At 62.5% G+C, this 16,888-nt stretch carries 19 protein-coding genes; 1 reads left to right on the top strand and 18 read right to left on the bottom strand.

Annotated elements, in window-relative coordinates; genetic code table 11:
• Positions 1-4 precede the first annotated feature (4 nt).
• The 16 genes from rpsQ to Q0D31_RS02775 form a co-directional block, all read right to left on the bottom strand.
• Entirely contained in the window at positions 5-253 is a 249-nt protein-coding gene (gene rpsQ / locus Q0D31_RS02700; RefSeq protein WP_291844366.1) for a 30S ribosomal protein S17, read from the bottom strand.
• Between the two features lie 10 nt (positions 254-263).
• The gene (rpmC, locus tag Q0D31_RS02705; protein WP_074276044.1) at positions 264-470 is read right to left on the bottom strand and encodes a 50S ribosomal protein L29; all 207 of its coding nucleotides are present in this window, start codon (positions 468-470) and stop codon (positions 264-266) included.
• Positions 471-475: 5 nt separating this feature from the next.
• On the bottom strand, positions 476-889 hold the full coding sequence (gene rplP / locus Q0D31_RS02710; RefSeq protein ID WP_025588649.1) for a 50S ribosomal protein L16: 414 nt from the start codon (positions 887-889) through the stop codon (positions 476-478).
• A 30-nt stretch (positions 890-919) separates the two neighbouring features.
• Complete coding sequence (rpsC, locus tag Q0D31_RS02715; protein WP_291557319.1) at positions 920-1,618, bottom strand: 30S ribosomal protein S3; 699 nt, start codon at positions 1,616-1,618, stop codon at positions 920-922.
• 16 nt (positions 1,619-1,634) lie between these two features.
• Positions 1,635-2,021, bottom strand: coding sequence for a 50S ribosomal protein L22 (gene rplV, locus Q0D31_RS02720; RefSeq protein WP_291844373.1), 387 nt, complete (start codon positions 2,019-2,021; stop codon positions 1,635-1,637).
• 10 nt (positions 2,022-2,031) lie between these two features.
• Positions 2,032-2,310 carry a 30S ribosomal protein S19 gene (gene rpsS / locus Q0D31_RS02725; protein ID WP_212225211.1) on the bottom strand — a complete coding sequence of 93 codons (279 nt, stop codon included), beginning with the start codon at positions 2,308-2,310 and terminating at the stop codon, positions 2,032-2,034.
• Between the two features lie 12 nt (positions 2,311-2,322).
• Positions 2,323-3,156 (bottom strand): 50S ribosomal protein L2, encoded by an 834-nt coding sequence (gene rplB / locus Q0D31_RS02730; RefSeq protein ID WP_291844380.1) that lies wholly within the window; start codon positions 3,154-3,156, stop codon positions 2,323-2,325.
• Positions 3,157-3,168: 12 nt separating this feature from the next.
• Positions 3,169-3,468, bottom strand: coding sequence for a 50S ribosomal protein L23 (locus Q0D31_RS02735; RefSeq protein WP_291844383.1), 300 nt, complete (start codon positions 3,466-3,468; stop codon positions 3,169-3,171).
• Positions 3,465-4,085: a 50S ribosomal protein L4 gene (rplD, locus tag Q0D31_RS02740; protein ID WP_291844386.1), complete on the bottom strand. Its 621-nt coding sequence runs from the start codon at positions 4,083-4,085 to the stop codon at positions 3,465-3,467. The genes Q0D31_RS02735 and rplD overlap by 4 nt, the downstream gene beginning before the upstream one ends.
• A 1-nt stretch (position 4,086) precedes the next feature.
• Complete coding sequence (gene rplC, locus Q0D31_RS02745) at positions 4,087-4,806, bottom strand: 50S ribosomal protein L3 (protein ID WP_291844388.1); 720 nt, start codon at positions 4,804-4,806, stop codon at positions 4,087-4,089.
• Positions 4,807-4,857: 51 nt separating this feature from the next.
• Positions 4,858-5,166, bottom strand: a complete 309-nt coding sequence (gene rpsJ / locus Q0D31_RS02750; RefSeq protein WP_002712302.1) for a 30S ribosomal protein S10 — start codon at positions 5,164-5,166, stop codon at positions 4,858-4,860.
• A gap of 85 nt (positions 5,167-5,251) precedes the next feature.
• Positions 5,252-6,442 carry an elongation factor Tu gene (tuf, locus tag Q0D31_RS02755; protein WP_291844390.1) on the bottom strand — a complete coding sequence of 397 codons (1,191 nt, stop codon included), beginning with the start codon at positions 6,440-6,442 and terminating at the stop codon, positions 5,252-5,254.
• 39 nt (positions 6,443-6,481) lie between these two features.
• Positions 6,482-8,554, bottom strand: coding sequence for an elongation factor G (gene fusA / locus Q0D31_RS02760; protein WP_291844392.1), 2,073 nt, complete (start codon positions 8,552-8,554; stop codon positions 6,482-6,484).
• Positions 8,555-8,583: 29 nt separating this feature from the next.
• The gene (rpsG, locus tag Q0D31_RS02765) at positions 8,584-9,054 is read right to left on the bottom strand and encodes a 30S ribosomal protein S7 (RefSeq protein ID WP_108518073.1); all 471 of its coding nucleotides are present in this window, start codon (positions 9,052-9,054) and stop codon (positions 8,584-8,586) included.
• 15 nt (positions 9,055-9,069) lie between these two features.
• Positions 9,070-9,441 (bottom strand): 30S ribosomal protein S12, encoded by a 372-nt coding sequence (gene rpsL, locus Q0D31_RS02770; RefSeq protein ID WP_057849132.1) that lies wholly within the window; start codon positions 9,439-9,441, stop codon positions 9,070-9,072.
• Between the two features lie 675 nt (positions 9,442-10,116).
• Positions 10,117-11,253: a GNAT family N-acetyltransferase gene (locus tag Q0D31_RS02775; protein ID WP_291844398.1), complete on the bottom strand. Its 1,137-nt coding sequence runs from the start codon at positions 11,251-11,253 to the stop codon at positions 10,117-10,119.
• Between the two features lie 163 nt (positions 11,254-11,416).
• Here Q0D31_RS02775 and Q0D31_RS02780 point away from each other — a divergent pair, with 163 nt between their 5' ends.
• Positions 11,417-12,607 (top strand): NAD(P)/FAD-dependent oxidoreductase, encoded by a 1,191-nt coding sequence (locus tag Q0D31_RS02780; protein WP_291844400.1) that lies wholly within the window; start codon positions 11,417-11,419, stop codon positions 12,605-12,607.
• Between the two features lie 12 nt (positions 12,608-12,619).
• Here the strand turns inward: Q0D31_RS02780 and Q0D31_RS02785 are convergent, their stop codons facing one another.
• Together Q0D31_RS02785 and Q0D31_RS02790 are read right to left on the bottom strand one after the other, a co-directional pair.
• A complete protein-coding gene (locus tag Q0D31_RS02785) occupies positions 12,620-14,617 on the bottom strand; it encodes an ABC transporter ATP-binding protein (RefSeq protein ID WP_291844403.1) in 1,998 nt (665 codons plus the stop codon).
• Positions 14,618-14,750: 133 nt separating this feature from the next.
• A complete protein-coding gene (locus tag Q0D31_RS02790; RefSeq protein ID WP_291844406.1) occupies positions 14,751-16,805 on the bottom strand; it encodes an FAD-dependent oxidoreductase in 2,055 nt (684 codons plus the stop codon).
• Positions 16,806-16,888: the final 83 nt, after the last annotated feature.

Raw genomic sequence — 16,888 nt, forward strand, 5'->3', positions numbered from 1 at the left:
AATCTCAGGCCGTTTTCTTCTGTTCGCCCCGGACCACGGTCCAGCGCTTCAGCTTCGAGATCGGCTTGCTTTCCTCGATCCAGACCATGTCGCCCGGCTTGAACTGGTTGTTCTCGTCATGCGCATGGTAGTTCTTCGACCGACGGATCGTCTTCTTGTAGATCGGATGGGTGAACCGGCGATCGACGCGCACCACGATCGTCTTGGCTTGCTTGTCGCTCACGACCACGCCCTGAAGGGTTCGTTTCGGCATATGCGGCCTCTTACTTCTTCTTCGCGCGGGCTTGCGCGGCGATGGTCTTGATGCGGGCGATATCGCGGCGCGCTTCGCGCAGCCGCGAGGTGTTCTCCAGCTGCCCGGTGGCGCGCTGGAAACGCAGGTTGAAACGCTCCTTCTTGAGGTTGAGGACGGCATCCTCCCTCTGGTCTTCGCTCATCGCCCGGATGTCGGCGGTCTTCATCTCGGCCATGATTCTCACTCCGCGATGCGCGCGACGAAGCGCGTCTTGATCGGCAGCTTGGCGGCGGCGAGCGAGAGCGCTTCCTTGGCGGTCTGCACCGTGACGCCGTCGATCTCGAAGATCACGCGGCCGGGCTTGACCCGGGCCACCCACAATTCCGGCGTGCCCTTGCCGGAGCCCATGCGGACCTCGGCCGGCTTCTTCGAGACCGGCAGGTCCGGAAACACGCGGATCCAGACCCGGCCGGCGCGCTTCATGTGACGGGTCAAGGCGCGGCGCGCGGCTTCGATCTGTCGGGCGGTGATGCGCTCGGGCGCCATCGCCTTCAGGCCGAACTGACCGAACGACAACGTCGCACCCGAAGTCGCAACGCCGTGGATACGGCCCTTGTGCGCCTTCCGGAACTTCGTTTTCTTTGGTTGCATCATGGCTTCAAGCCCTCAAACCTTCTCTATTTCTCACGCCGCGTCGCGACGCGGCCGCGTATTGTCGCCTTCGGCCATCTTCTTGTCCTGGGCCATCGGATCGTGCTCGAGGATCTCGCCCTTGAAGATCCAGACCTTGACGCCGCAGGTGCCGAAGGTCGTGAACGCGGTCGCCACGCCATAGTCGATGTCGGCGCGTAGCGTGTGCAGCGGCACCCGCCCCTCGCGATACCATTCCATGCGCGCGATTTCGGCGCCGCCGAGACGGCCCGAACAGTTGATGCGGATGCCCTCGGCGCCCAGACGCATCGCCGACTGCACCGCGCGCTTCATGGCGCGGCGGAACGCAACGCGGCGCTCGAGCTGCTGGGCGATCGATTCGGCCACCAGGGTGGCGTCGAGTTCGGGCTTGCGGATTTCGACGATGTTGATGACGACGTCGGAATCCGTGATGTCGGCGACGCGCTTGCGCAGCTTGTCGATGTCGGCGCCCTTCTTGCCGATGACGACGCCGGGACGCGCCGAATGGATCGTCACGCGGCACTTCTTGTGCGGACGCTCGATCACGATGCGGGCGACGGCCGCCTGCTTGAGCTCCTTGTGCAGGATCTCGCGGATCTTGACGTCCTCATGCAGCAGCTTGCCGTATTCGTTCTTGCCGGCGAACCAACGGGAATCCCACGTCCGGTTGATGCCCAGCCGCAGTCCGATTGGATTGATCTTTTGACCCATCGTTCTCTCCCGCGCCTTAGGCGCCAGCCTCGGCCTCGACCTGACGAACCACGATCGTCAGGTGCGAGAACGGTTTATAGATACGTCCCGAACGGCCGCGGCCGCGCGGTGAAAAACGCTTCATCACAATGCCATTGCCGACATGCGCCTCGGCGACGACGAGGTCGTCGACTTCGAGGTCATGGTTGTTCTCGGCGTTGGCGATCGCCGATTCCAGGCACTTCTTGACGTCGACCGCGATCCGCTTGCGCGAGAACTGCAGGTCGGCGAGCGCAGCCGATGCCTTCCGGCCGCGGATCAGCTGCGCGACCAGATTGAGCTTCTGCGGGCTGACGCGCAGCATCCGGGCCACTGCCTTGGCCTCGTTTTCGGCGAGGCTACGTTCGCGCTTTGGTTTGCTCATCGTCGATTCCTCAAGCCTTCTTGGCTTTCTTGTCGCCAGAATGGCCATGGAAGGTACGGGTCGGCGAGAACTCGCCGAACTTGTGACCCACCATTTCCTCGTTGACCGATACCGGCACGTGCTTCTGGCCGTTGTAGACGCCGAACGTCAGGCCGACGAATTGCGGCAGGATGGTCGAGCGGCGGCTCCAGATCTTGATGACGTCGTGACGGCCGGACGCGCGCGCGGCATCTGCCTTCTTGAGCAGGGAGCCTTCGACGAACGGGCCTTTCCAGACTGAACGAACCATGTCCGGCGTTCCTTACTTCTTCCGCTTGTGGCGGCTTAGGAGGATGAATCTGTTGGTCGACTTGTTCGAACGGGTCTTCTTGCCCTTGGTCGGCTTGCCCCACGGGGTGACCGGGTGGCGCCCGCCCGAGGTGCGGCCTTCGCCGCCGCCGTGCGGATGGTCGATCGGGTTCATGACGACGCCGCGGTTGTGCGGGCGCCAGCCCAGCCAGCGGGTACGGCCGGCCTTGCCGATCGAGATGTTCATGTGGTCGGGATTCGACACCGCGCCGATGGTGCCGCGGCAACGGCCATGCACCAGCCGCTGCTCGCCGGAATTCAGGCGCAGGATGACGTAGTCCTGGTCGCGACCGACGATCTGGGCGTAGGTACCGGCCGAACGCGCGATCTGGCCGCCCTTGCCGATCTTCATCTCGATGTTGTGGACGATGGTGCCGACCGGCATGTTGCCGAGCGGCATGACGTTGCCGGGCTTGACGTCGACATAGTTGCCGGCGACCACGCTGTCGCCCACCGCCAGCCGCTGCGGCGCCAGGATGTAGGCCTGCTCGCCGTCCTGATACTTGACCAGCGCGATAAAGGCGGTGCGGTTCGGATCATATTCCAGGCGCTCGACGACGGCGGGAACGTCGACCTTGTTGCGCTTGAAGTCCACCAGGCGGTAGGCCTTCTTGTGGCCGCCGCCGCGGAAGCGCACCGTGATGCGTCCGGTGTTGTTGCGGCCGCCATTGCCGCGCTTGCCCTCGGTCAACGCCTTGACGGGCTTGCCCTTGTAGAGCGCCGAACGATCGACCATCACCAGCTGGCGCTGGCCCGGCGTCGTCGGATTGTATGTTTTCAATGCCATCGCTGTCTTGCCTTATAGTCCGGTCGTGACGTCGATGCGGTGGCCCTCTTCGAGGGTCACGATCGCCCGCTTCACGTCCGACTGCGAACCGAAATTGCCGCGGAACACCTTGGTCTTGCCTTTGCGAACCAGCGTGTTCACGCTCTTGACCTTGACGTCGAACAGTTTCTCGACCGCTTCCTTGATCTGCGGCTTGGTCGCCTTGCTCGCGACCCTGAACACGACCTTGTTGTGCTCGGATGCCACCGTCGCCTTTTCAGTGACGACGGGCGCTACGATCACGTCGTAATGGCGCGGATCTATGTTCTTCATTTGAAGCGCGCCTCCAGCGCATCCACCGCCGACTTGGTAAGCACCAGCTTGTGACGGCGCAGAATGTCATAGACGTTGATGCCCTGGATCGGCAGCACGTCGATATTCGGAATGTTGCGCGCGGCGGTCGCGAACCCGGCATGCACCTCGGCGCCGTCGATGATCAGCGCGTTGGTCAGGCCGAGGATCGAGAAATGGCCGACCAACGACTTGGTCTTGGCGTCCTTGATCTGGGCATTGTCGATCACGATCAGGCCGCCGTCCTTGGCCTTGGCCGACAGCGCATGCTTGAGCGCCAGTGAGCGCACCTTCTTCGGCAGGTCGGTCGCGTGCGAGCGGACCACCGGGCCGAATGCACGGCCGCCGCCGCGAAACTGCGGTACGCGGGCCGAGCCGTGACGGGCGCCACCGGTGCCCTTCTGCTTGTACATCTTCTTGCCGGTGCGCCAGACATCGGCGCGGCCCTGGGTCTTGTGGGTTCCGGCCTGGCGCTTGTTGAGCTGCCATTGCACGCAGCGCTGGAGGATGTCGGCGCGGGGCTCGAGACCGAAGATCGCGTCCGAGAGCTGGACCGATCCTGCCGCCTTGCCTTCAAGGGTCGTGACTTTCAGTTCCATCTCACGCGCCCTCCTGCTCGGCCGGCGCCTGGGCCTGCTCACCGTCCACAACCCTGAATTTGCCGGGCTTCGGAGCATCCTTTGGCAACGGCTTCTTCACGGCGTCACGCACCGAAATCCAGCCGCCCTTGGAGCCGGGAACGGCGCCCTCGACCAGGATCAGGCCGCGCTCGACATCGGTCTGGACCACGCGCAGGTTGAGCGTGGTGATGCGATCGACGCCCATGTGACCGGGCATCTTCTTGTTCTTGAAGGTCTTGCCGGGATCCTGCCGGCCACCGGTAGAACCGATCGAACGATGCGAAACCGACACGCCATGGGTGGCGCGCAGCCCGCCGAAATTCCAGCGCTTCATGCCGCCGGCAAACCCCTTGCCGACCGAAGTACCTGTCACGTCGACGAACTGGCCCACCACGAAATGGTCCGCTTGAATCTCGGCGCCAACCGGGATCAGCGCGTCTTCGGACACGCGGAACTCGGCGACCTTCCGCTTGGGCTCGACCTTGGAGACGGCGAACTGGCCGCGCTCCGCCTTCGGCAGGTAGACGGTCTTGCGGGTGCCCGAGCCGAGCTGCAACGCCACGTAACCGTTCTTCTCGGTCGTGCGGTGGCCCAGCACCTGGCAATTGCCCAGCTTCAGCACGGTCACAGGAATATGTTCACCGGTCTCCGTAAAGACCCGCGTCATCCCGACCTTTTGTGCGATCACTCCGGAGCGCATCGGCGTGCTTCCTGTTCTTTCTGTCCGCTAAACGTCGGACGATCCAAAAATCTAGAGCTTGATCTCGACATCGACGCCGGCGGCCAGGTCGAGCTTCATCAGGGCATCGACGGTCTGCGGGGTCGGGTCGACGATGTCGAGAAGACGCTTGTGGGTGCGCATCTCGAACTGCTCACGGCTCTTCTTGTCGACGTGCGGCGAACGGTTGACGGTGAACTTCTCGATGCGGGTGGGCAGCGGAATCGGTCCGCGAACCTGGGCACCGGTGCGTTTCGCCGTATTCACGATCTCGCGGGTCGACGTATCGAGGATACGATGGTCGAACGCCTTGAGCCGTATGCGGATATTCTGGCCGTTCATTACCGTTATCTTTCTTGGTGAGTGGCGAGTAGCGAATAGCGAATGGATTCAGTCCACTCGCTACTCACCATTCCCTATTCGCTTCTTACTCGATGATGCTGGAGACGACACCCGAACCGACGGTACGGCCGCCCTCGCGGATCGCGAACCGCAGCTTCTCTTCCATCGCGATCGGCACGATCAGATGCACCTCCATCGCGATGTTGTCGCCGGGCATCACCATCTCGGTGCCCTCAGGCAGATGCACGACGCCGGTCACGTCGGTGGTGCGGAAGTAGAATTGCGGCCGATAGTTGGTGAAGAACGGGGTATGGCGACCGCCCTCTTCCTTGGTCAGGATGTAGGCCTCGGCCTTGAACTTGGTGTGCGGCTTGACCGAACCCGGCTTGCATAGCACCTGACCGCGCTCGACTTCCTCGCGCTTGGTGCCGCGCAGCAACGCGCCGATGTTGTCGCCGGCCTGGCCCTGATCGAGCAGCTTGCGGAACATTTCCACGCCGGTGACGATGGTCTTCTGGGTGTCGCGCAGACCGACGATTTCGATTTCCTCGCCGACCTTGACGATACCGCGTTCGACACGGCCGGTCACCACGGTGCCGCGGCCCGAGATCGAGAACACGTCTTCCACCGGCATCAGGAACGGCTGGTCGATCGGACGCGCCGGCTGCGGGATGTGCTCGTCGACGGCCTTCATCAGCTCGACGATGGCGTCGTGACCGAGCTTCGGATCCTTGTTCTCGAGCGCGGCGAGCGCCGAGCCGCGAACGATCGGAATGGTGTCGCCAGGGAAATCGTACTTCGTGAGCAGTTCGCGGACTTCCATCTCCACGAGTTCGAGCAGCTCCGGGTCGTCGACCATGTCGCACTTGTTCAGGAACACGACGAGCGCGGGAACGCCGACCTGACGGGCGAGCAGGATATGCTCGCGGGTCTGCGGCATCGGGCCGTCGGCGGCCGACACCACCAGGATCGCGCCATCCATCTGGGCGGCGCCGGTGATCATGTTCTTCACATAGTCGGCGTGGCCGGGGCAATCGACGTGGGCATAGTGCCGATTGGCGGTTTCATACTCGACGTGAGCGGTCGAGATCGTGATGCCGCGCGCTTTTTCTTCCGGCGCCTTGTCGATCTGGTCGTACGCCGTGAACGTCGCACCGCCGGTTTCAGCCAGTACCTTGGTAATCGCTGCGGTCAGCGAGGTCTTGCCATGGTCGACGTGACCGATGGTTCCGATATTGCAGTGCGGCTTATTACGTTCAAACTTTGCTTTGGCCATTTGACTCTCCGTTCAATCGTTGACTGCCGTCAACGACAATCAGGCAAACTTCTTCTGGACTTCTGCCGACACGTTCGCCGGCGCTTCTGCGTAGTGATCGAATTGCATCGTAAAGGTCGCGCGCCCCTGGCTCATCGAGCGCAGGTTATTCACGTAACCGAACATGTTCATGAGCGGCACCATCGCGTTGATGACGTTGGCGTTGCCGCGCATGTCCTGGCCCTGAATCTGGCCGCGCCTCGAATTCAGATCGCCGATGACGGAACCGGTGTAATCCTCCGGCGTCACTACCTCGACCTTCATGATGGGCTCGAGCAGGACCGACTTGCCCTTCTGCAGTGCTTCGCGGAATGCCGCGCGCGACGCGATCTCGAAGGCCAGCGCCGACGAGTCGACGTCGTGATACTTGCCGTCGACCAGTTGCACCTTGACGTCCACCACCGGGAAGCCGGCGACGACGCCGGAGCCCATCACGCTGTTGAGGCCCTTTTCGACGCCGGGAATGTATTCCTTGGGCACCGCGCCACCGACGATCTTGGACTCGAACTCGTAACCCTTGCCGGGCTCGTTCGGCTCGACGATGATCGTGACTTCGGCGAACTGACCGGTGCCGCCGGTCTGCTTCTTGTGCGTGTACTTGACTTCAGCGCGCTTGGTGACCCGCTCGCGGAACGCCACCTGCGGCGCGCCGATATTGGCGTCGACCTTGTAAGTGCGGCGCAGGATGTCGACCTTGATGTCGAGATGGAGTTCGCCCATGCCTTTCAGAATGGTCTGGCCGGACTCCTGGTCGGTCGATACCCGGAACGAGGGATCTTCGGCTGCGAGCTTCGCCAGCGCAACGCCAAGCTTTTCCTGGTCGGCCTTCGACTTCGGCTCGATCGCGATTTCGATCACCGGCTCGGGGAATTCCATCTTCTCCAGAATGACCTGCTTGTCGGGATCGCACAGCGTGTCGCCGGTGCGCGCTTCCTTCAGGCCGGCCAGCGCGACGATATCGCCGGCATAGGCTTCCTTGATGTCTTCGCGGTTGTTCGCATGCATCAGCAGCATGCGGCCGATCCGCTCTTTCTTCTCGCGGGTCGAATTGATGACGCCGGTACCGCTCATCAGCACGCCCGAATAGATGCGGCAGAAGGTGATGGTTCCGACGAACGGATCGTCCATGATCTTGAACGCCAGCAGAGCCAGCGGTTCCTTGTCGTCGGCCTTGCGGGTTACCTCGTTGCCTCTGTCGTCAATGCCCTTGATCGAGGGCACGTCGACCGGCGACGGCAGATAGTCGACCACCGCGTCGAGCAGCGGCTGCACGCCCTTGTTCTTGAAGGCCGAGCCGCACAGCACCGGATAGAACGCGCCGGTCAGCACCGCCTTGCGGATCAGCCGCTTCAGCGTCGCTTCGTCGGGCTCCTTGCCGTCGAGGTAGGCGGCGAGCGCGTCGTCATCGAGTTCGACGGCGGCTTCCAGCATCTTCTCGCGGTATTCCTTGGCCTTGTCGACGAGGTCGGCCGGAATATCGATGTCCTTGAAGTTGGCGCCGAGCGCCTCGTCTTCCCAGACCACGCCCTTCATCCGGACGAGATCGACCAGACCCTTGAAGTTGTTCTCGGAGCCGATCGGAAGCTGGATCGCGATCGGCTTGGCGCCGAGCCGGTCGACGATATCGTCGAGGCATTTGTAGAAATCGGCGCCGGTCTTGTCCATCTTGTTGGCGAAGACGATGCGCGGAACCCGGTACTTGTCGCCCTGGCGCCAGACGGTTTCGGTCTGCGGCTCGACGCCCTGGTTGGAATCGAGGACGCACACGGCGCCGTCAAGCACGCGCAAGGAACGCTCGACCTCGATGGTGAAGTCGACGTGGCCGGGGGTGTCGATGATGTTGAGGCGCTTGCCGTTCCAGAACGCAGTGGTCGCGGCCGACGTGATCGTGATGCCGCGCTCCTGCTCCTGCTCCATCCAGTCCATCGTCGCGGCACCTTCGTGCACTTCGCCGATCTTGTGGCTCTTGCCGGTGTAATACAGGATGCGCTCGGTGGTCGTGGTCTTGCCGGCATCGATATGCGCCATGATACCGAAATTGCGGTAATTCTCTATGGCATGAACGCGGGGCATAGGCTGTTCCTTAAATCCGTGTTTCGCCGTTACCAGCGATAGTGCGAGAAGGCGCGGTTGGCTTCGGCCATCCGATGCACGTCTTCACGCTTCTTGACGGCGTTTCCCCGGTTGTTCGATGCGTCGAGAAGTTCGGCCGAAAGCCGCTCGGTCATCGTCTTTTCGTTGCGGTCACGCGCCGCGGTGATGATCCAGCGAATGCCGAGCGCCTGGCGGCGGACCGAGCGCACTTCGACCGGCACCTGATAGGTGGCGCCACCGACGCGACGCGAACGCACTTCGATGGTGGGCATGACGTTTTCGAGCGCTTGTTCGAAAACCGGCAGCGGTCCCTGCTTGGTCTTGGTTTCGATCATGGCGAGCGCGCCGTAGACGATGCTTTCGGCGGCAGACTTCTTGCCGTCATACATGATCGAGTTCATGAACTTCGTGATGATGACGTTCCCGAACTTCGGGTCCGGGTTCACTTCACGCTTTTCAGCAGAATGGCGACGAGACATCGATTCTGTTCCTGATTACTTCGGACGCTTTGCGCCGTATTTCGAACGACGCTGCTTTCGGTTCTTGACGCCCTGGGTATCGAGGACGCCGCGGAGGATGTGATAGCGCACGCCGGGCAAATCCTTGACGCGACCGCCGCGGATCATGACCACCGAATGTTCCTGAAGGTTATGGCCTTCACCCGGAATGTAGCCGATCACTTCGAAGCCGTTGGTCAGGCGCACCTTGGCGACCTTGCGAAGCGCCGAGTTCGGCTTCTTCGGTGTCGTTGTATAGACGCGCGTGCAAACGCCGCGCTTCTGCGGCGATTGCTGCAGCGCCGGCACCTTCTTGCGCGACTTCTGCACCGTCCGCGGCTTTGCGATCAGCTGGTTGATCGTCGGCATGTCAGCCTTCACCCTTTAGTTCACGCGGGAACCGCTATCGGCTCCGCAAACTCTTCTCGGAACTAGCCGTTCCGTTCGGCCCGCCCTGCGTGAGACCCCACGCAAAACGAAATCGCGCCAACCGCCCATTGCTGGGTGGAAAGCGCTCGACGCCACAGAGGACCGCGCGTGAAGGCCGATCAGCGTTCGCTGTTCGGCCTGCTACCGAGGTCATGCATTCGAGTTCGCTCTCAAGAGAACTTGCTCAAGAGAACTAGTATCGCCCTGGCATTGCCTAGCTATATGTCGACAGCGTTTGAGCTGCATTCGTCGAGGTTGGTGCCCGCCCAAGCCTTTGGGAAGAGTGCCCGAAGGAGATGAAAGGGTGTTCCGTTCCGACGCTGGCGTAGCTCACCGCCTGTCGTGAAGTAGCGGCCTTTTATAAGCGGCGGGTAACCAAGTCAAGGCGAAACGACAATGACAGAAAGGCCTCTGCCGCAGGCGAATTCAGCCCCAGGAGAAATACGATCGCCGGTGCTTCCATGCTTTCTTCGCCAATACGCGAATCTACGGACCATGAACTTCATGGCTCGGCACCGGAAGGCCCCCGCGGAAACGGAACAGCCAGGCTGGCGATCGGCTCCGCCGGTCGAGACTTACCGGGCCATCGACCATATTACCCGGATAAAATTACGGTTAATGTCCAGCCACTTCCAGCTGCCTGGCGGGCCTGGCGGCCCGATACGGCCTGCGCAACCGATCCCGCAGGTCCCGCAAGCGCTCATATCCAAGCTGCCGACCTGCCTCCATCCGGTAATGCATCGATTTGGCCGGCCCGATGTCGATCAGCAGATCCACCATGCGCCGCCGCCCGGCCCACAGCTGGGCCATGAAGCTTGTCTCCACGGCGCAGGAGTTGATCGCTGAAATCTCGGACCCCGCGAACAGGTCGTCGGTCACCCGGTCGATCAGCAGCGTGCCGGGCGAAAACCTGGCATAGTCGGCATCGAACGCCGTTTTCCACGTATAGGCCGTGGCGCCGCAATACATCAGCACCTGGGCGGCGATCGCCTCGCCATTGACCCGCAACAGCGCTACCGATGCGCTCTGACCGGCGGCCAGGTTCTCCAGCAGTCGTTTGACAAAGGCGGCATCACCGGAATCCGACAACAGGGCGGTCCCCTGCTCGCCTTTCCAGCTGGCCTTTTCGAGCGCGAGAAAGGTATCGAAGGCCTGCGCCGCCCCCTCTGGCGTTCGCTCGTTGAGGACTTCGACGGCGCCAAGCGAGGTCAGGCGGTTCCAGTCCTGCCTCAGCTTCTTGCGCGTCGAGCCGGAGCGCTTGACGCCGAACTCCCGCGTCACAAAGGGCCGCGAATGCTCGGCCAGCACCAGCGGCGCGGCGCCGCGCTCACCGAGCAGCTTGAGGATCGCGGGGTAACTCGGGCACTCCGCATCGAAGGATCGCATGCATAGTACGTTCGGCAGCGACGAATCCCGTTCGATCGCCGCGAAGAAGGCCGGGATTACCTCGTCAACAAAGGCCGGATCGATCACCGGACTGGACAGGAAGGCGTAATTATAGGGCAGCGCCTCGAGCAGCGCGGGCCATAGCGGCGCGACCTTGCGCAGTTGCAGCGCCCAGACGCCGACCAGTCTGCGCGGCTCAGTGCCCTGCTCCCAGGCCTGCAGCATCCGGACGTCGGCGAAACCGGTTTCGGCTGCGGCGCCCAACGCGGCGGGATGCATGAACACGTTCGAGGATGCCCGCCGGACCAGATCATCCCAGCAGGGGATGATGGCGAGATTTGGTGAACTGATCGTTACCAGAATCATGGAGGTGGATGCCTTGCAATCCGGAGCTCGCGCCGGATCGTGTTCTTCCCATATTTCATTTCGGTTAAGTAACGCGGCGCCGGGCTTCTTTCCGGGCCGGCTTTCAAGCTTTATTCGCTTCTTGCGGCGCAGAGATTGGGTGAAGCCTTGAAGGGTCCGACCTATGCAGTACACGGATGTCGCAATCGTCGGCGGCGGGCTCGCCGGCTCAACGGTTGCGGCGATGCTGGGGCGCGCCGGCATCCCGGCCGTGGTGATCGACCCGCACCCGGTCTATCCGCCCGAACTGCGTTGCGAGAAGATCGGCGGCGAGCAGCTCGACCTCTTGCGCAAGACCGGCCTTGCGGAGCCGACCTTGCGCGCAACCAGTCTCGATGGCGAAGTATGGGAGGCGCGTTTCGGCTACGTGGTGGCGAAAAGGCCCAGCGACCAGCACGGCATCATGTACGACACGCTTGTCAATACGGTCCGGGCGCAAATCCCGCCCGGGGTGAAGATCGTTGTCGCCAAGGCTGTCGCCGTCCGCAGCAGCGACGAACGGCAGAAGATTGAGCTCTCGAACGGCGAGGAAATCTCGGCGCGACTGGTGGTGCTGGCCAATGGCCTCAATATCGGCCTGCGCCACACGCTCGGTATCCAGCGCCGGATCGTCAGCCGCTGCCACTCGATCACGCTCGGCTTCGATGTCGCGCCGACCGGCGCCGCTTTTGCGTTCCCGGCGCTCACCTACTGGCCGAAACGTGCAAGCGCGCGGATGGCCTATCTGACCCTGTTTCCGATTGGCGACAAGATGCGCGCCAACCTCATGGTCTACCGCGAAATGACCGATCCTTGGTTCCAGCAATTCAAACGGGCGCCGGAAGAAACCATGTGCGCGATGATGCCAGGTCTTGCGCGCATGACCGGTGGGTTCAGGGTGGTCGGACCGGTCAAGATCAGGCCCGCCGACCTCTGCGTCACCGACGGTCATCTTCAGCCTGGCATCGTACTGATTGGAGATGCCTTCGCCACCTCCTGTCCCGCGGCGGGAACCGGCGCGACCAAAGTGTTCACCGACGCCGGGCGCCTGTGCAACGTCTACATCCCGGCCTGGCTCTCGACCAATGGCATGGACACGGCAAAGATTTCGCAATTCTACGACGACCCCGAAAAGGTCGATTGCGAGGCGCGGTGCCTCGCCAAGGCCTATCACCTGCGCGCGCTCTCCACCGAATTCGGCCTGTCGTGGCGCGCGCGGCGATGGGGGCGATTCATCATTCGCGCGATACAGGGAATGCGACACCTGATCTGGCGCCCCGCCCCGCAACGGGTCGCCAACCCTACGGGACAACCGCAGCACGGCAATCTGGCCTGACCGGCGTCTCGCTCACTCGTCGTCGTCGTCCTCGCCATCCTCGTTGTCATCGTCCGCCTGGCCGACGGCGCCATACGCCCTGTGGCCCTGGTCGTCCCAGAGCTTCCGATAGGCCCCGTTGGCGGCGAGCAATTGCGCGTGCGACCCTCGCTCGATCGCCCTGCCCCCGGAAATGACGATGATCTCGTCCATCTCGACCACCGACGTCAGGCGGTGGGTCGACCAGATCATCGTGCGTCCCTCGGCCACGTTCAAAAGCGTGCGGTTGATCGCGGCTTCCGTCGTCTGGTCCAGTGCCGATGTCGCTTCATCGAGCAACAGCAGCGACGGGTTGCGGATGATGGCGCGCGCGATCGCGATGCGCTGCCGCTGGCCGCCCGACAGCGTATCGCCGCGCTCGCCGACCGGCGTGTCGTATTTCTGCGGCAGGCTCATGATGTAGCTGTGGATCTCGGCCTTGCGCGCCGCTTCCTCGACCTCCTGGTCGCTGGCACCTTCCTTGCCAAGCCGGATATTTTCCCGGATCGACATGTTGAACAGCATGTTCTCCTGGAACACGATTGCCATGCCCTTGCGTAGCGATTCGCGGTTGACGCGTCGGATATCGACCCCGTCGATGGTCACGCGCCCCTCGTCGGGCGTGTAGAGGCGCAGGATCAGATTCAGCAGCGTGCTCTTGCCTGAGCCGCTCGGACCGACGATCGCGATCCGCTTGCCGACATCGAGCTTGAGGCTGAAATTGTCGAGCACCGGCACCTCGCTGCCCTCGTACTTGAAGCTGACGCGATCAAAGGTGACGTCGTTGGTGATGCGCGGCAGATCCGGCGCGCCCGGGCGGTCGGCGCCGCGCGTGGGTTCGTCCAGCAATTCCTGCATGTGCCGAACCGCCGCCGCGGACTGGATCGAAACCGGGATGAAATGCATCAAATGGGCGATGTTGTACGACACCTCCCAGAACGCGCTTTCGAAGGTAACGAAGGTGCCGATCGTGATCTGGCCCTTGGTGGCCAGATAGGCGCCGATCGCCAGCACCACGAGGTGCAGCAGCAATACCGAGATCGTGACGGTACGCTCCACCATGGTCGAGAGGAACACGGCGGACGCGGTCTTGATGCGCACATCCTGGTTGCGCATCGTGAACCAGCCAAGCGTGCGGCGCTGCAGGCTGAACGCCTTGACCACGGCCTGGGCCGCCACGTTTTCCTGGACGGTGCCAAGCAGCACCGATTCATTTATCTTTTGCTCGTAATTGGCCTGCACCGCCTTCGGCGTCAGGATCCGCGGTCCTATCAGCGTGATCGGGAATATCAGCAAGGCGATCGCCGCCAGCTGCCAGTTCAGGAACAGCATCAGGATGATGCCGGCGATCAGCTCCAGAAACGGCAAGGCCGCGCTGTTGGCGAACGTCTTGATCGAGGTTTCGAAAGCCGCAAGGTCGATCGAAAATCGCGAAAGAATCTCGCCGCGCTTGGTCCGCGCGAAATAGGAGGCCGGCAGGTTCTGGACATGCTCGAAAAGCCGCGTTCGCACATCGGCGATGAGGCCCGCCGCCAGCCGCGCGTCCCACCGCTCGTACCAGATCGCGACGATCGAAGTGATGATGCCGGCGGCCGCGAGCACGCCGAGGATCATGTAGAGCGCCTGAAAATCCTCCTCGCCGAGCGCGTCATCGATCAGGAATTTCAGGCTCAACGGCATGATCACATTAAACAGCGTCTCGACCAGCACGCCGAAAGTGACAAAAGCCAGGGGTTTCTTGTAGCCGCCCAAATGCGGCCTGACGAAGCCATAGATCGTCGCCATCGCGCCGGCGGCTTCCCTGGCGGTAAAGACCACCAGGTCTTCGTCGTCGTCATCCGCGTCGAAAGCTGGCGCGTCGTCCTTGCCGCCATCGCCGGCCGCAGTGCCGGGAGGCAGGGTGCCGGCGCCCGGTGCCGGCTTGTTCTGGAGCTCTGGATCATCCGCCGACGCGGTACCTCGATCGTCCGGAGAGGGAGGCTTGGGCGCCATGAAACCAACCGATGCTGCACGGCCGGCATGACCGCAACGCGAACGCGGTAGCGGCAGATGCTACCGCGGCGATCCTAAGCGATCGCGGCGAATTCGGCAATTGGAACAGCCGGTCGTCAGAACCGTCCGGACCTCAATCTTCCTCTTCGATCTTGTCGAAGAACGAATAGCGCAGGCTGTCGGCGTCGGCATACCAATGCCCCGGCCCCTTGTTGGCGGCCAGTGTCGCCTCCCAGAGTGCGGCGGTGCAATCCCGACGGTGCATCGAAAGGTCGAATCCATTGCCAAAAAACAACTCCGACCATTCCCACCAGGTGCCGAGCTTCCTGACCCCGCGCAACAGGTCGTATCGGTCGATCAAGGCCGGCGCCATGTCCGACGTCACCGATCCGAACACCAGCCCCGTCTTGATGACCCGGTTGAGTTCGCGCACCGTGCGGGGGACCTGTTTTTCGGCGACATGGCACAGGCTGGTCTCGAACACGAAATCGAATTCGCCGTCCCTGAACGGCATATCAACGATGGTACCGAGCTTGTTGTACTTCTTCAGCGCCTTCGGCGTCCTCGCATGGATCGCCCGGTTGTTCTCGATCCCCCAGGCGTCGATGCCGCGCTCACGCAACGCGCCGACCAGTTCGCCGCTGGCGGAACCTGCTACCAGCAATTTATAACCACGCGCCCTGTTCCAGACGATCTTGATCAAGTCCGTCAGATAATCGGGAGCGGTAAACTGGTTCCAGACATCGCTGTAGGGCCCGACCCCGCGATAATTGTCGAAATAGCTGCGGTCGATCCTGTCGGAGACGCCCCCGTCCAGTTGAGCGCGGGCGCGCCGAAGCCGCATCATTTCCGTCACAATGATATCGGTGGCGGCATCGGAGGAATCGAGCAACCCGTTAAGGGTCGAATCGAACAGGTAGTCGCCGACCACCACAATTCCGGGATGCTGCTTCGGCTCGGGGCGGTGGTTGGTCATCACGTCGCGCACCGGCATGCCGCCCGGCAGCGCGTTGACCGACGACAGCCAGCGGTGAATCTTGCCTTCCAAGAAATGGTCGCGGGCATTGCCGAGGGAAGCCGGCAGCGACTTCAGCGCGGCGTCGATCAGTTCCTGGTCGTCAAGATTGGCAAACGCCAGCGCATCGGAACCGGCAATCAGCCAGTTCAGCACGCCGTGCTTGCCGACGTCATGGCGCGCGCCTTCATTGTAGACGCAACAGCCGCCGAACGCCTCCGACATGAACCAGGCGCCTGGTATCTTCTCGCCCCAGAACGGCTCATCGAACAGGATCGAGACCCGCAGATAATGCGCCGGCCGGTCGAAATAGGCGACGTGCTTGACCATGGACTTGCGCAGTTCCTCGCCGTCCCAGCGCATGGTCGCGAGCCAGGAATGCGGCAGGCACATCAGCACGAGATCGAAATCCCGCTTTTCGGGACCCTTTCCGTTCATCATGTTGAGCTGATAGCGGCCGGCGTCGGTCTTGCCGACCTTGAGCACCCGATGGTTGAGCTGGATGTCGGCATTGACTTCGGAGCGAAGGCACTCGACCAGTTGCTCGTTGCCGTTCTGGATCGAGTACAGGCCGATATAGCCATCGACATCCATCACGAAGTTCTTCAGCGCATTGAGCCCGTTGGTGTTGTGGCTCTCGGTGGCGATATCCGATCGCGCCATCACCTTGAGGAAGCGTTTGGCGGTGGGATCGTCGACTTCCCTGTCGAGCAGCTCCTCGCAGGTGATGTAGGCCCAGGGATGCTCGTTGTCGCGGGCGCCGACGCCTTCGTAATACTCGATCGGCGACACCAGGCCGGCGCAGCGCTTGCGGAATGCCTCGATCGCGGCGGCGGTCTTTGCCCCATACTTGCGGCGCATGCCCGACACGTCGTCGAGCAACTCGCCGTCGAGCTGGACCTGCTCGGCGTCCATCGGAATCGTCTGCAGGCCGAAATGCTGAATCAGCTCGCGCAGCGGATCCGGGCCTGTCATCGAGTAATCGTAGATCTCGGCGACACCCGCCTCGTAGATCGCGGGCGCGGAGTCGAACTTGCGAGTCAGTATCTTGCCGCCAACCCGGTCCGAAGCTTCGTAAATGGTGATGCGGCAGAGGTCGCCGAGCTTCTTCTTCAGGTACCAGGCGCTCATCAGCCCGCCCGGCCCGCCGCCAACGATTGCAAGATCCAGCATGATAGGTTCCGTCGCCCCCCATCCGTCGCTTCCTGTACCGGAAAGCGCCGGGTCCAAAACCAATCCTAGCAAATGCGCTTTTC

This window comes from Bradyrhizobium sp. (assembly GCF_022844465.1).
Classification (GTDB): Bacteria; Pseudomonadota; Alphaproteobacteria; order Rhizobiales; family Xanthobacteraceae; genus Bradyrhizobium.